Genomic DNA, 13299 nt, shown 5'->3' with positions numbered 1-13299 from the left:
GCAAACCGCCCGCGAACGGGCGCCTGCGTCCTAGTCAAACCCTATCATCGCCTTTGTCTCGAGGAATTCCTCAAGGCCGAAGACGCCCATCTCCCGCCCATTCCCCGAACGCTTGTATCCGCCCATCGGCGCCTCGGTGTTGCTCACAGCACCATTCAGGAAGACGCGGCCTGCCTGAAGTTGACGGCCGACCGACTTGCCTCGCTCCCGATTCGACGAGAACACATAGCCACCCAAGCCATAGGGCGTCCCGTTCGCAATCTCGATAGCCTCTTCCTCTGTGCGGTAAGGGATAACGGCAAGCACTGGACCGAAGATCTCTTCCTGCGCGATACGCATGTTAGGCGTCACGTTAGAGAAAATGGTTGGCTTAACAAAGTAGCCCTGCTCAAGCCCCTCCGGTCGACCGACGCCGCCGACCCGAACAGTAGCGCCCTCCTCGATGCCGATTTTGATGTATTCCTGCACTCGGTCAAACTGTAGCTTGTTGACGACGGGACCCATCGTCACCTGCGGATCGAGCGGATTGCCCACCTTTACTGCCTTCGCTTCCTGCTCGAGCAAGGCCAATACCTCTTCCACCTGATTCTCTTGAACCAGGATTCTCGACGGAGCATGACATGACTGACCTGTGTTGGAAAATGCTCGAGTGACGTTCCATTTAGCTGCGGCTTTGAGGTCGGCGTCGTCGAGAATCACGTTAGCCGACTTCCCGCCCAATTCCTGAGCCACCCGCTTGACCGAGGGAGCAGCCGCCTCTGCGATCAACACACCGGCCCTGGTTGAACCCGTGAACGACACCATGTCGATGTCCATGTGTTTGCTGATGGCGTTGCCGACGATAGGTCCGTCGCCCAGGACCAGATTAAAAACGCCCTTCGGCACGCCCGCCTCGTGAAGCACCTCTGTGAGGTGAATTGCGCTCAGTGGCGTAAATTCGCTCGGCTTCAAAACTATCGTGCAGCCAACAGCCAATGCATATGCGAGTTTGGTCGCAAGAAGCTGCAATGGCCAGTTCCACGCAGTGATGAGCCCACAGACGCCGATCGGCTCGCGGCGAACGATGTTAGGTCCAAGACGGTACTCGAACTCGTATTCTCTCAAAGTCGCCAAAGCTTGTTTGAACGACGCAAGCGCTGCCGGGGCGTGAATCTTCTGGGAGACGGGCGTGCCAAGTTCTGCAGTCACGACGTCTGCGAGCTCGTTTTCCCGGCTCCCGAAGCGCTCAATGACCCGCTCGAGCAAGTCAATCCGTTCCGCCTTCGAAGTCTCACTGAACTCCTTGAACGCTGCTCGGGCGGCTTTGACTGCCAGGTCTACGTCCTCCGCACCGGCCAGCGCGATGCTTGCAAACGGCTTCTCAGTTGCGGGGTCAGTCAGCGTCCATTCTCTAGAACTAAGGGGGGCAACCCATTCCCCATTGATGTAACACTTTTCATACGATCGCATACTAGTCTCCGGTTAATGCACTTGGTCAATGGCTTTTCTCGTGGCTCCATTCAACCGAAAATAAATTCGTTTGGCGCAGCGTCTGCGAACCCTGCGCTCAAGGCTGTCCTCACTCGAGATTCGCAAGGATGGCTCGCGTTCCCGCGAGGGGCGCCGACGAGCAGGGTCGCTGCTTCCTTCGGGATGAAGCGCCGGCGCATCCCCCTCGCTTACCGACGTTGCAGCGCCAGAAGCACGTGAAGTGCGGCGGCATACGACTCCGCGAGAACGGGTGAACTTGTGGGGTCCTCCAACAGATCGACACCGCTCGTGGCTATACGCCAAAATTCATGGCAGGTCGTCTCGGCGCGGGCGGAAAGACACACCAGCTGCCATCATCGTGCCGAAAGAAGATTAGCGCTATCGATGACTCGTTCGATGCCCCCTCGATCCGCACAAACCTGTACTGCTCATCGCGACCGTGACTGAACTGCGTAATGCGAATATCGCACCTCGCTCCGATCCATTTGTCCACAAGGGTGCGCAACGATCTTCCCGAAAGGCTCACAGATGTCTCCTGCTCTACGAGTTATGACCGCGTAATGGATGCCACCCACTTTGTCGGAATTCGTGCCCTTCCGACAAAGCTATTTCTCGTTGAACGAAGCCGCCTCGGACAGCCGGCGCAGGCGCGTATTCCAATGCAGAAGAACCAGCCTCAACGCACAGCATTGGCAGCGACAATGATAAGAGTTTGAAATCGCCCCGCCTTAGGGTCAAGTCAGCTATTATGGTGGACTGGTAAGCGAAGCTAACCGACACAGCGAAAGTCAAAGATTTTGTGTCGGAACAAATCATGCCGGCGGTCTCCTCGAAGAGCCGACCGGCCGCTGTTGAAGGAGACACGAGAGAGATGGAACTTCGACATCTACGTTACTTTATCGCAGCTGCAGAGGAAGAACATTTCGGGCGCGCCGCTACACGACTGCACATCACAAGGCCGGCCGTCTCGCAGATCATCGCGGATCTGGAAGGGGAGCTAGGGACACAGCTCTTTGAACGGCTGGCACATACGGTCAAGCTCACGGCTGCGGGGCGCACGCTCCTGCCGCAGCTTGTCCGTGTCATGGACGATCTAAACGAAGCGATCGTCCTCACCAAGCGCGTGGGACAAGGCATGACGGGGACGCTCCGAATCGGCTACGGATCCCTAACCCTGATGCACTCAATCTTCAAGGCTGCAGTCAAGCAATTTCGGGCGACTTATCCTGAAATCAACCTCTCGCTGGTTGAACTATCTACTTCCCTCCAACCGAAAGCTCTCGCGGAAGGAAAAATTGATGCTGGCTTCATGCATTTAGGCCCCAGTCCGCATCCAGGAAAGCGGCGTACCGAAATCAATATGGAGCGCGAAGGCATTGTCCTGGATTCAATCTGCATCCAGACGGGCAATGTAGGCGTCGCGGTACCGAATGACCACCGCTTAGCCCGTAGAAAGTCACTGACGCTTGAGGATCTCGCAGACGAACCGTTCGTAGTGGACCCCAAGTCCAGCAGTAGCCTAAGCTACGGGCAGCTCTACGCCTTCTGTCAGGCCGCGGGATTCGAGCCGAACATCGTTCAGGAGGTCAGCACCATCGCGTCTCAGCTCAACCTTATCTCGGTAGGCATGGGCGTCGGACTGGCGGTGGTGGGCAAGAACTTCCAGTACCCCAGCGACTTGACGATTATCCCGCTGACGAACATTAACTATTCAACCCGTTTCATTTTCGGGTGGGTGCGAAGGCAGAACGATCCGATCCTCGAGAAGATGATCGAGATTGTTAAGGACTTATCGAAGTAGCCAGATTCTAGGCCCAAAAAACACCGAACCTCTGAGCGTTGAGGACGTCTCAGAGGTCACGGTCACCTCACCGCGTTGTTCGGGTGGGGAATATCGGCCGACCAAGGGTCTTTGCCCTGGGCCGTCGAGTGGTCTTAGCGCTTCAGCACGTCGGGGTTGACTATATTCGTCTTGAGGGTGCCGTTCAACGCGGCGATGAGGTTCTCTGCGGCATTCTTGTTCATTGCGGCACGAGTCTCGTGGGTCGCCGACCCGATATGAGGCAGTGTCACGACGTTGTCGAGCTTGAGCAGCGGCGACACTAACGAGAGCGGCTCCTCAACATAGACATCAAGTCCAGCGCCTGCGATAGTACCGTCTTTAAGTGCTTCGACCAACGCAGCCTCGTCGACAATCGGTCCACGCGATGCGTTAATAAGGAACGCACTGCGTTTCATTGCCTTGAGTTGCGGGGTGCTGATCAGGTTCTTCGTCTCCGGCGTCAAGGGTGCTTGCAGAAGAACGAAGTCGGATGTTCTCAGTAGTTCGTCCAAGTCCACTTTTTTCGCGCCATACTCCCGTTCAGCTCGTTCGTTGACGCCTTGGTCGACATACAGAACATTCATCTCGAAACCCAAAGCGGCGCGTCGCGCGACAGAGGTCCCGATACGACCAAGGCCGACGATGCCCAGAGTCTTGTGGTGAACGTCCACTCCAAACCTGTCCTCGCCGATCTTCTTGGTCCACTTGCCGGCCTTCACAAATGCTGCGAGTTCGGCAAGGCGTCGAGCCGCTAGGAGAACCAGCGAGAAGGCGGTGTCAGCAGTCGATTCGGTCAGCACATCCGGCGTGTTGGTCAGCACGATGCCACGCTGATTCAGATACTCGACGTCGAAGGCATCAAAGCCCACCGAAACGGTAGAGAGCACCCTAAGTCGGGTGGCCCCCGCGAGCGTCTCGGCGTTCATTTTCGCACCGGTCCCGATCGCACCGTCAGCGTCCTTCAGTGCTTCGATTAACGCGCCCGGCTGCTTCGGATCGACGATCGCCACATCGGCATGCGACCTCAGGTATTCGATCGTTTCGTCTGGAAGTGGCTTATAAACTACGATTTTGGTCATAAAGATATTCCTCTAGAAGTAACAGCGCAGGACATTGTTCGACCAACGCGACTGCACGCCGGCGCTCCTATTCGTTCCTGCGCCGCCATGAGCCCGAGTCGGCTTCATCAGCGGCGATGAGCTCACGCCTGCAGATCCCTTGCCCCGTAGTCTCGAGTTGGCAATCAGAGGTCTCGCATTCTCGCCGCCTGCGTGCTAGCGCCGTTAACGAGGAACGAGATGTCGGTACCCGTCGAGACGTAGCGAGCGCCCATCTCAACAAACTGGGCAACCAACTTAGGATGAGCGTTGAGTCCGCCGACTCCTAGATGTTTCCCATGCTTCCGACACGCAGCAATGCCCTTCGCGTAGGCATCGTGTACCAATTGATGCTCAAATTGTCCCCCGATGCCCAGCGAGGCGCACAGGTCGTTGGTTCCAATAAAGAGCAGGTCAACCCCGTCGATAGCCGCAATCTCGTCGATCGCTTCAAGCGCTTCCTTGGTCTCGATCATGATGACGACCATGGTCGCCGCGTTCACGGCCTCGCCAACTTCAGCGGCGGGGAACGAGCGAAAGCCCATATGCGGCAGCACGCCCCCGTGGGAACGCTCGCCCAAGGGCGGGAACTTCGCGGCCTTAACGACCTGCTTTGCCTGTTCAGCCGATTCGACGTGAGGTGCAATCACTCCAAGGGCGCCGCCATCCAGAATGCGAGCAATGACGTCTGGTGCGAGATTCGGCAATCGCACAAACGGCGCGATGCCCGCGTTCATTGCAGTCAAGCAAATCTGACTGGCGGTCTCGAACGACAGCGTGCTGTGCTCCAAATCAATGTAGAACGTATCGAAGCCAGCGGTTTTTGCGATTGTGACGATCTCGGCCGTCCTGACCAGGCGAACCGTCATCGACAGCGCTACTTCATCGCGCGCCAGCTTTTCTTTAACAACGTTGCGGACCAGGTCCCGCGCAGCTACTTTCATTTTGTTTCCTTAATCTCGGACCCAAACAAACTTGACAAAGAATCCAACCGGTCCAAACCGGAAACGGCTGGCGACTGTATCCATCGCGTGTCGTTCCGTCGCATCTCATCGTGTCCGAGAACTTGATCCACAGTGTTTGCAAAGCCCAAGCTTTCGAAGGCGTGAAGGCGACCCTCATCAGATGCGAAGCAAGCTCTAAAACCCTCTGAACGTCCCGATTAACGCACGTTACTATCGAGGGCGCGCTTCAACGCAGCGACCCCGCTGCGTGGGCTGGAAAGCACCGGCACGCGAACGCCCTGCAACTGCGGAACCAGTCGCGCCATCGATACTTGAGCCAAGACAACGACGTCGACGGTCTCTGCCAATGTCGAGATAGTCGTCTTGAGAATCTCATCGTGCTTCGCGGCGTCACCGCTGAGCAAAGCCTCGAACGCGCCCTCAGCAATCCGCTCGGTGACGTCAATAGTGCGGTTGAGTTCGCTGGCCTTTTTCTTGATCAGCCGAACGGTCGGCTCGAGCGTGGTTGACACAGTGGCCACCACACCGATACGTCGACCAATAGAGCTGGCCTCTTCTGCCATCGCTTCATCGATTTTTACGATGGGCGTACTCACAAAGTTGCGTACCGAGTCAACGGCTTCGCCGACGGAGGAGCATGCGTTAAGAATGATGTCAACGTGCATGGCTTGCGCGTTGGTCATGTACGAGTGAATCCGGTTCGCAACTTCTGGAGTCAGATGGCCAGCAGCACGCACGTCGTTGAGCAAGCTGTCGTCCATGATGTTGATAACACGCGCCTCAGGAATTTGCTCACTGATTTGCTCCTTGATCGGCTGAACCGTAACCGGCCCAGTGTGCACCACAGCAATCGTCGTCATGGCTTCAGTTCACTTCGTAAAATGGAGGGCAATAGGAGACAACCGAAAGTTTTGAGGGGCCCAGCTTAGCCACGCGCCCAGTCCAACTTCAGAATGTCGGCATAACTAGTCGGAAAAACTCCGTCTCTTCGACTGCTTTGAGTGGCGATGGACCTTCATTCGCCTCGAATTCAAATGCAGTGTGGAGTCCGTATTCCTTGCTTTCAAAACTGACTTTCCCCTTGCTCAGGAACAGCAGTTCGATCGACGACTGCAAACCCGCGGAGAATGAGGCGCCCGCCTCAATCTTCACGAATCCGATCCGCGTGTTGCGTTCAGTAAACGAGCCCAGCCACTTTGAGTAGACACCTTTCGTTGCTTCCGGAATCCAGTCGAAACTTGCCGGATTCATGAGCACGAGATCCTCGTAGCGAGGCTTCGCGTATTCGAGCTTGCGACCCATCACTGCTTCGAAGCATGCCTCGAAGCCGTCCTGGTTGTGCTTCTTGCCCGACTCGTCGTACCAGGTGAAGATGCCGTCCTTGAACTCGCCTTTTTTCTTCAGCTCCTGGTTTGCCGCCTCGCGCTCTTCCACGCTCGCGAAACCGTAGCCGTTCGAACCACCAAACTGGACAACCATCATTTCCAGCCCTTCAGGGCGGTCCTGGGGGCCGTAATAGACGCTCTCCGGAAAGTATCCGACCCAACCTTCTGGCAAACTCTTTCCCTGACCATAGGGAAAATTGCCCTTGATCACATAGCGAACCTGATCAAAGTTGTGACGATGACTCGGAGCCACCCAGCCGCCTGCACCGGTACGGCCAACATTGATCAGGTAGTTATTCTTGGAGCCTGGCTTCCCCTGCAGGAGAAACTTCTGTTCAAGTACCCCCTCCCGCATGTTGCTGCCAATTGTGCCAAAATCCGTCGCTGATGCTTCCGAAACTCGCATTTGACCCTCCTTATGGTCACGGGCAGGTCGCGTGATGATTAATGCACGCCTGCCGGCGCTTAATGAAAGAAACTCAAGGGAGAACCGAAATTAGTTCTCCTATTTGCATTCGGGAATCTGCTTTTCGATTTCGTGTTCCGAGACTGGCAATGCCGGAGCTAGCCGAGGTCCACTCGAGAACGCGTCACATAGCACTTCACCACTTCTCTGCCACCTTCGCTTTTGCGGACTGGCGAGCTAGTTCCCCCTGCCCGGCAGCACAGAATCGTCCTACGCTAATGCTCGAATGATGTCCGTAGCGTCAGCGACATGCTCCAGCTGATGGATCAGATCCTGAGCGTTCTTGATTGCGGAATCACGGAAAGGTACGGCTGCAACGGAGGCACAACTCGAAAACTTGTCTGAGAGTTGCTCCCAAGTGAGCGGCGCTTCTGGGCTGCCAGGAATGCTGTCCCCAATCCGTTCAAAGACCTGACCATCGCGGGTCACAATCTCGATTCGACCGTCGGGAAGCTTGAACGTCCAGTTTTGGTTCGGGTCCTGTACTGGCACGACCTTCGCCGCCATGGCTAGCACGTCCGGATCCTTCAATGCCGCTTCGCTGAAGTCCGCGATGCCCATCTTTCCCTTGCTCGCCGCGATACCGACGATGAACGGCAGGCTCATCTTCGCATCGACGAGCGTGGCTGGTGCGCGCCGCACGCCCAGCGGCGTACACATGGTGTATGTGAAATCGCCGACGAAGGTCCGGATCGTCTCAATATCCTTCGCCGCGATCGCCTTCTCCTTCATCAACTCGATCGTCGCGTGAATATAGGTATGTGAATTTCCGACTGCAGGCCAAGCCTTATACAACGTGGTGCTGCCCAAGAACTGCTCACCCAACCCTTCTAGCATCTTTTGCCGATCGTACTTTCCGCCGAAATAAACGTTGAAGATTCCGGCCTTTCCTTCGAACAGAGTGTTGATGCCGGTGATACCCTTTTGCGCGAGCAGAGCCGCAATCACGGCGCCTTTCGCTGTAAAGCCAGCGTACATCCCGCGTAGATCACTGCCAGTGGCAAATATGACCTCCATCGTTCCGCACGATTGCTGGCTGGCGATCCCAAGAGCGTGGGCGGTCTGTTCCGCCGAAAGACCGAGCATATAAGCTGCAGATGCTGTCGCGGAGAACGCACCGACCATTGACGACAGGTTCCAATTCTGGTTCCAGCCAACATTGCAACGCACTCGTGCAAACAGATCCTGACCGATGGCGACGGCCGTGATGAGCCTGCGCCCCGACACACCGCCCATGCGCTCGGCAATCGCAAAGACGGACGGGACAATCGAGCTCGCTGCGTGTGCGCCCCACGGCGTCTGGTCATCGAAGTCCAAACAGTGAGCCATTGAGCCGTTCGCAAAGGCCGCAGAGATTGCTGGAAGCTTCCCCCCAAAACCGAGGACAGTGCTCTCGGCGCTGCCACCGCCCTGCTGCAGCAACTCCACCAGCGCCCGGACCGCCGGTTCCATACCACTCGCGGCCAGTGTCACGCCCAATGTGTCGAGAATCGTCTTCTTTGCGGCTTCGATTGCGTCTGCGGGCAAGTCCTCGTAGCGCGTTTCGGCTACAAACTTAGCGAAGTGATGGCAGATGTCCAGGTCGTCGTTCATGAAGAGATTTTTGCTCAGAATACTGTGCTGCAACGTGTGCTTTCGATTGAAGTCCGCGCCGATGTTCTTCCGGCTGCGCTTAATCGTCCCATTAATTCTGCGCGTGCACTCCTTTTTAGTACAGTTCGTTTTCGTCGACAGCCTGGTAAGCTGCGCTAACGGCATCGAGGTTTCAACGCCTCGAAAAGCGAACGCAAAGTCTTCGGAGATTCGGTAAGCACCGCCCTTTTAAATCGCACGCCGCCGAGTCGTGGCCGCCGACCCGCCCGGCGCATGTCGACCTCAGGCCGCAGCCACTCAATCCCTTCATCTCCAGCTAGCCGTGCAGACCCGAGATCCGAGACTAAGAGCGCGGTGGCGTCAAGACAAAACAGCGTATTTCACATTCTGAAAAGCTCTGAGGCCTTCAATTCCGCCTTCGGAGAGCATTCCGCTTTCCTTGTGACCACCGAAGGGCGTTTCCGGATATGTGACTCGCCATCCATTACAGATGACGTTGCCCGCCTCAACGTCGTTGGTCGCTCGATGAAGCGTCTCGAAGTCGCGAGCGTGCACGAAGGCGCTCAGACCGTACGGGAGGCGGTTCGCCAGAGCAATTGCTTCCTCGTACGTATCAAACGGAGTGAGCGCGGCTATTGGACCGAAAGGTTCTTCATTCGAAAGTTTCGGCTCCGTAGTCACGTCCGCGACGACCGTTGGCTCAAAGAAAAACCCGGGACGATCAAGACTTCTGCCTCCCGTTGTGACGCGAAGTCCGCGCTGTCGCGCGTCGTCGACGAGTCGCTCAATCGCCTGAAGACGGCGCTCACTTTTAAGCGGCCCCATCTGCGTCTTCGGGTCAAACCCACAACCAACGACGATCCGTTTTGCCTCCTCAGTCATGGCATCTACGATGTCGGGGTATATCGAACGTTGCACGTAGAATCTGGTCGGCGCGAAGCAGACCTGTCCACAGTTGGCAAACTTGGCGGCGACAGCTCGTTTGGCGAAATCCTGTATGTTGATGCCGTCAAACACCAATACCGGCGCATGACCGCCCAATTCCATAATGGGTCTCTTCATATGAGACACCGCGAGTTGCGACAGTTGCTTGCCTACGTTGGTCGAACCGGTGAATGTCACGGCGCGGGTGATGGGACTCTCGAGCAGGTTCCTCGACATCATCACCGGATCCCCCGTCAGAACCGATAGGGCCCCAGCAGGCAAACCGCATTCGTAGACAATCTGACCCAACGCAAAAGCGCACGCGGGTACTTCCTCAGATGCGCGAAGAACGATCGAGCAACCCGCGCCGAGAGCACCTGACATTTTGCGCGACGGTGTGACCAGCGGGCCATTCCAGGTGACAAACGCGGCGACAGGACCCACCGGCTCAACGAGTACCATCTGGCGGGCGTTTGACTCCCTGGACGGGATGACGCGACCGTACGCCCGCTTGCCCTCCTCGGCTGCCCACTCCCACATACCGGCGGCAACTTCCACTTCACCAAGCGCCTCATTCCACGGCTTGCCTAGCTCCAGCACCAAAAGCTCAGCGAGGGCTTCCGCGCTCTCCCGCATACGCTCGGCAACCTTACGCATAAGCTTGCTGCGCTCAAAGGCCGATGTGTTTCGCCAGATATCGAATCCCTTGCTCGCCGCCGCAAGGGCCTCATCTACGTCGGCCTCTGTCGCCATCGACACGGCACCAAGAACTGAGCCGGTCGTGGGATCGATGACGTCTATGGTCGACCACCCGCCGTCATATTTCATCTCACCTGCGATGAGCTGGCCCAGCCTGGGATATCGCTCGGCCGCTTTTTCTCTGGTAATGCTCATCTGATTCCTTGTGTCCATATTCCTGTGGAGCGACCTAAAGGTTTGATCGTCGCTACTACATCAAGAACACGCCCTTACCGCCGCTTTGACGATTGAAGGCTTGATAAGCTTCTTCCGCCTGCTCAAGACGCCACCGATCAGTGAACAACGCATCTAGGTTCAGTCCCCGGTCTACAACGAAGTCGGCACAAGCACGCTGCGCTTGGACCGACATCGTCCAGGAGGTCAAGATGCGAACCTGCGTGCGCAGGTACTTTGCCAGCGAAAAGTTGAATTCCGAGCCGATCCCCACCAGACAAACGGTGCCCCATGGGCTCACTGAGTCAAGGGCATCCCGGTTTGCGGCAGCAGCGCCAGAGGTCTCCAACGAAATGCTCACCCCTTTCCCACCAGTGAGCTCCCCAATTGCCTCAGGAACTGATCCATCGAGCGGATTGATTACCGCATCAGCCCCAAACTCTTTGGCAGTTTTGCGACGACTTTCATCGATGTCGAGTGCAATGACGCGCGCGCCCTGCGCTTTTGCAAGCATCGTTGCAGAGAGGCCTACGGGTCCTTGACCAAAGACCGCGACAGTGTCTCGTCCCGTCAAACCGACGCGTTCGAAGGCCCCCCACGCTGTACCTGTTCCGCACGAGATGGCAGCTCCGGCTTCAAAGCTGAGCCGCTCGTCCAAAGGTACCAAGGTGTCTGCAGAAACCTTCATGTACGGAGCGTGAGCGCCGTGAGCATCTGCGCTGTAGACAACAATCGGCGCTGTTCTGCACATCTGTGGCCAACCGGAACGGCAGTCTGGACATCCCATGCAACCCTTGTAGTGGTGCACCATCACGCGCGCACCAAGGCGCGCATGCGGTCCGACCGCGCCGGGCCCCACCGCGACGACCACACCGCACGGTTCGTGGCCGGCGATGAAGGCGGGAACCTCGCCCGCTGGTCGACGGTACCAATGCAGATCGCTTCCGCACATTCCAGAAGCCTTGATTTCCAGGACAACTTCTCCGACGCCAGGAGTCGGATCCGGAAACGTAGCAAGTTCGAGAGTACAGTCACCGCGAAAGACAATACCGCGCATCCCAATTTCCTCTTCTGTGTTAATCCATCAATCGCAGACGGCCCACGCGATACCTCTCGGTAGGTTCTTGCGAGGGCCATTCTTTGGCACGCTGACCGCCTGCAATCATCCACCTTTCAGGTCCGGCCGAAAGTCAGCGTCGAGTCGCAGTCGACGCGAGCACACGATCCGTATCCGGCACCTCCTCGGGTTCCAATGCTTCGAGGGATTGCTGGTTGGTCTCGATGCCAGCCGCCATGATCAAAATCGCGATAAAAATATATGCGCCAGAGATGGCAAAGACGACACCGGTGATCCCGAAGCGATTAAACAACTCGAGCACGATGAAAGGCGAACCGATCAGACCGAGCCGCCCGAACATCTGCGCCACGCCGCCCCCGCGGAATCTGTATTCCGTCGGAAACATTTCGGGGGTCATCCCCAATCCGAGTGTCAAGAAAATTGCAACCGAAGACACAAGCAGGAAGCCGCAAAAGATAATCTCTGTCGCGGACGTAAGGAACGGGTATATGGATCCCAAACACGCGCATACCGCCGCAAACGACATGATCGCGGTACGTCGTCCGATCCTGTCCGAAATATATGAGAGGAACAGGGGTCCTGCGACCCAGCCACCCATCATTGCTGCAGTAAAGCCGAGCGAATGCGTAACGCTCATGCCCTGCTTAACAAAGAATGTAGGCATCCAACCGGTAAGGCTATACGATCCGAACAGACAGACAACATTGATCACGATCGCAAGCAGGGTGCGGCGAATAACCGGCCGAGAGAAGAGAGTTGAGAGCGGTACCCAGTGCGGCTCTCTTACAGGCACTCCGGAGGAAGACGGCAGCGGCGTAGAGACGCCTGCATCTCTCTCGATCGCCTGCATGATCTGTTCCGCCTCAGCATGGCGCCCGACGCGCTCCAACCACCGTGGCGACTCAGGCAGATGACGGCGCATCCACCAGACCCAAAGGGTCCCGATACCGCCAATCACGAACATTGGACGCCAACCGATCCACGGAATGACGAGCGTTGCGACGACGGCGGTAACAAAAACTCCGGAACCCCCGATCAGCGCGAGCTTGCCCAAATAGCGGCCACGATGGGACGGCGGGACGAATTCAATGATGAGGCCATATCCCATCACATACTCTGCTCCCATCCCGATCCCCATAATGAACCGAGCCGCGATGAGCCAGGGCATAGAGGGCGCCAGGGCAGACACAAGAGCCATCCCGCCGAAAATCGCAAGATTAAATTGATACGCGAAGCGACGCCCGAACTTGTCGCTCAGCAATCCGGCGAGTGCAGCGCCGATGGTTAGCCCCACAAAGGTGGACGACATGAAGATCGAATTCAACTGCAACGTCGACCAGCCGCTCTTTAGCATCGCGGCGAGCACTGAGCTCGATAGAGTATTGTCGAACGAATCGAAGAACATACCCAAACCGACCAACCACAGAACTCGCGTATGGAATGGTCCGATAGGTAAGCGATCAAGTCGCGCACCGGCATTTACTCTATTACTCATTAAAGTCCCCTATTAATGGCTTCAACTATCTACTTACCGTGGCGGCTTCACGGCACCGTACAGGCGGTGTTCGCTCTCTGCGCAAGATTTCT

Annotated in this window: 10 protein-coding genes; 1 reads left to right on the top strand and 9 read right to left on the bottom strand. The window is 56.8% G+C overall.

Annotated elements, in window-relative coordinates; all coding sequences use genetic code 11:
• Nucleotides 1–30 precede the first annotated feature (30 nt).
• A complete protein-coding gene (locus LMG28727_RS03570) occupies nucleotides 31–1449 on the bottom strand; it encodes an aldehyde dehydrogenase family protein (RefSeq protein ID WP_201640940.1) in 1419 nt (472 codons plus the stop codon).
• 892 nt (nucleotides 1450–2341) lie between these two features.
• On the opposite strand from LMG28727_RS03570, the gene LMG28727_RS03565 reads away from it, so the two are divergent.
• A complete protein-coding gene (locus LMG28727_RS03565) occupies nucleotides 2342–3271 on the top strand; it encodes a LysR substrate-binding domain-containing protein (protein ID WP_201640939.1) in 930 nt (309 codons plus the stop codon).
• A gap of 134 nt (nucleotides 3272–3405) precedes the next feature.
• Here LMG28727_RS03565 and LMG28727_RS03560 read toward each other — a convergent pair whose 3' ends face one another.
• The 8 genes from LMG28727_RS03560 to LMG28727_RS03525 all read right to left on the bottom strand — a co-directional run bounded on the left by LMG28727_RS03560 (nucleotide 3406) and on the right by LMG28727_RS03525 (nucleotide 13207).
• A complete protein-coding gene (locus tag LMG28727_RS03560) occupies nucleotides 3406–4371 on the bottom strand; it encodes a 2-hydroxyacid dehydrogenase (protein WP_201640938.1) in 966 nt (321 codons plus the stop codon).
• A gap of 164 nt (nucleotides 4372–4535) precedes the next feature.
• Nucleotides 4536–5333 (bottom strand): HpcH/HpaI aldolase family protein, encoded by a 798-nt coding sequence (locus tag LMG28727_RS03555; RefSeq protein ID WP_201640937.1) that lies wholly within the window; start codon nucleotides 5331–5333, stop codon nucleotides 4536–4538.
• 218 nt (nucleotides 5334–5551) lie between these two features.
• A complete protein-coding gene (locus LMG28727_RS03550) occupies nucleotides 5552–6214 on the bottom strand; it encodes an aspartate/glutamate racemase family protein (RefSeq protein ID WP_201640936.1) in 663 nt (220 codons plus the stop codon).
• An 88-nt stretch (nucleotides 6215–6302) separates the two neighbouring features.
• The gene (locus LMG28727_RS03545; RefSeq protein WP_201640935.1) at nucleotides 6303–7145 is read right to left on the bottom strand and encodes a hypothetical protein; all 843 of its coding nucleotides are present in this window, start codon (nucleotides 7143–7145) and stop codon (nucleotides 6303–6305) included.
• 270 nt (nucleotides 7146–7415) lie between these two features.
• The gene (locus tag LMG28727_RS03540; RefSeq protein ID WP_201640934.1) at nucleotides 7416–8798 is read right to left on the bottom strand and encodes an MmgE/PrpD family protein; all 1383 of its coding nucleotides are present in this window, start codon (nucleotides 8796–8798) and stop codon (nucleotides 7416–7418) included.
• A gap of 360 nt (nucleotides 8799–9158) precedes the next feature.
• Nucleotides 9159–10616 carry an NAD-dependent succinate-semialdehyde dehydrogenase gene (locus tag LMG28727_RS03535; protein WP_201640933.1) on the bottom strand — a complete coding sequence of 486 codons (1458 nt, stop codon included), beginning with the start codon at nucleotides 10614–10616 and terminating at the stop codon, nucleotides 9159–9161.
• Between the two features lie 55 nt (nucleotides 10617–10671).
• Nucleotides 10672–11691: a zinc-dependent alcohol dehydrogenase family protein gene (locus tag LMG28727_RS03530; RefSeq protein WP_201640932.1), complete on the bottom strand. Its 1020-nt coding sequence runs from the start codon at nucleotides 11689–11691 to the stop codon at nucleotides 10672–10674.
• Nucleotides 11692–11824: 133 nt separating this feature from the next.
• Nucleotides 11825–13207 carry an MFS transporter gene (locus LMG28727_RS03525; RefSeq protein WP_201640931.1) on the bottom strand — a complete coding sequence of 461 codons (1383 nt, stop codon included), beginning with the start codon at nucleotides 13205–13207 and terminating at the stop codon, nucleotides 11825–11827.
• Nucleotides 13208–13299: the final 92 nt, after the last annotated feature.

Source organism: Paraburkholderia metrosideri, from assembly GCF_904848625.1.
Taxonomy (GTDB): domain Bacteria; phylum Pseudomonadota; class Gammaproteobacteria; order Burkholderiales; family Burkholderiaceae; genus Paraburkholderia; species Paraburkholderia metrosideri.
This window is presented reverse-complemented; position numbering and strand designations above follow the sequence as displayed.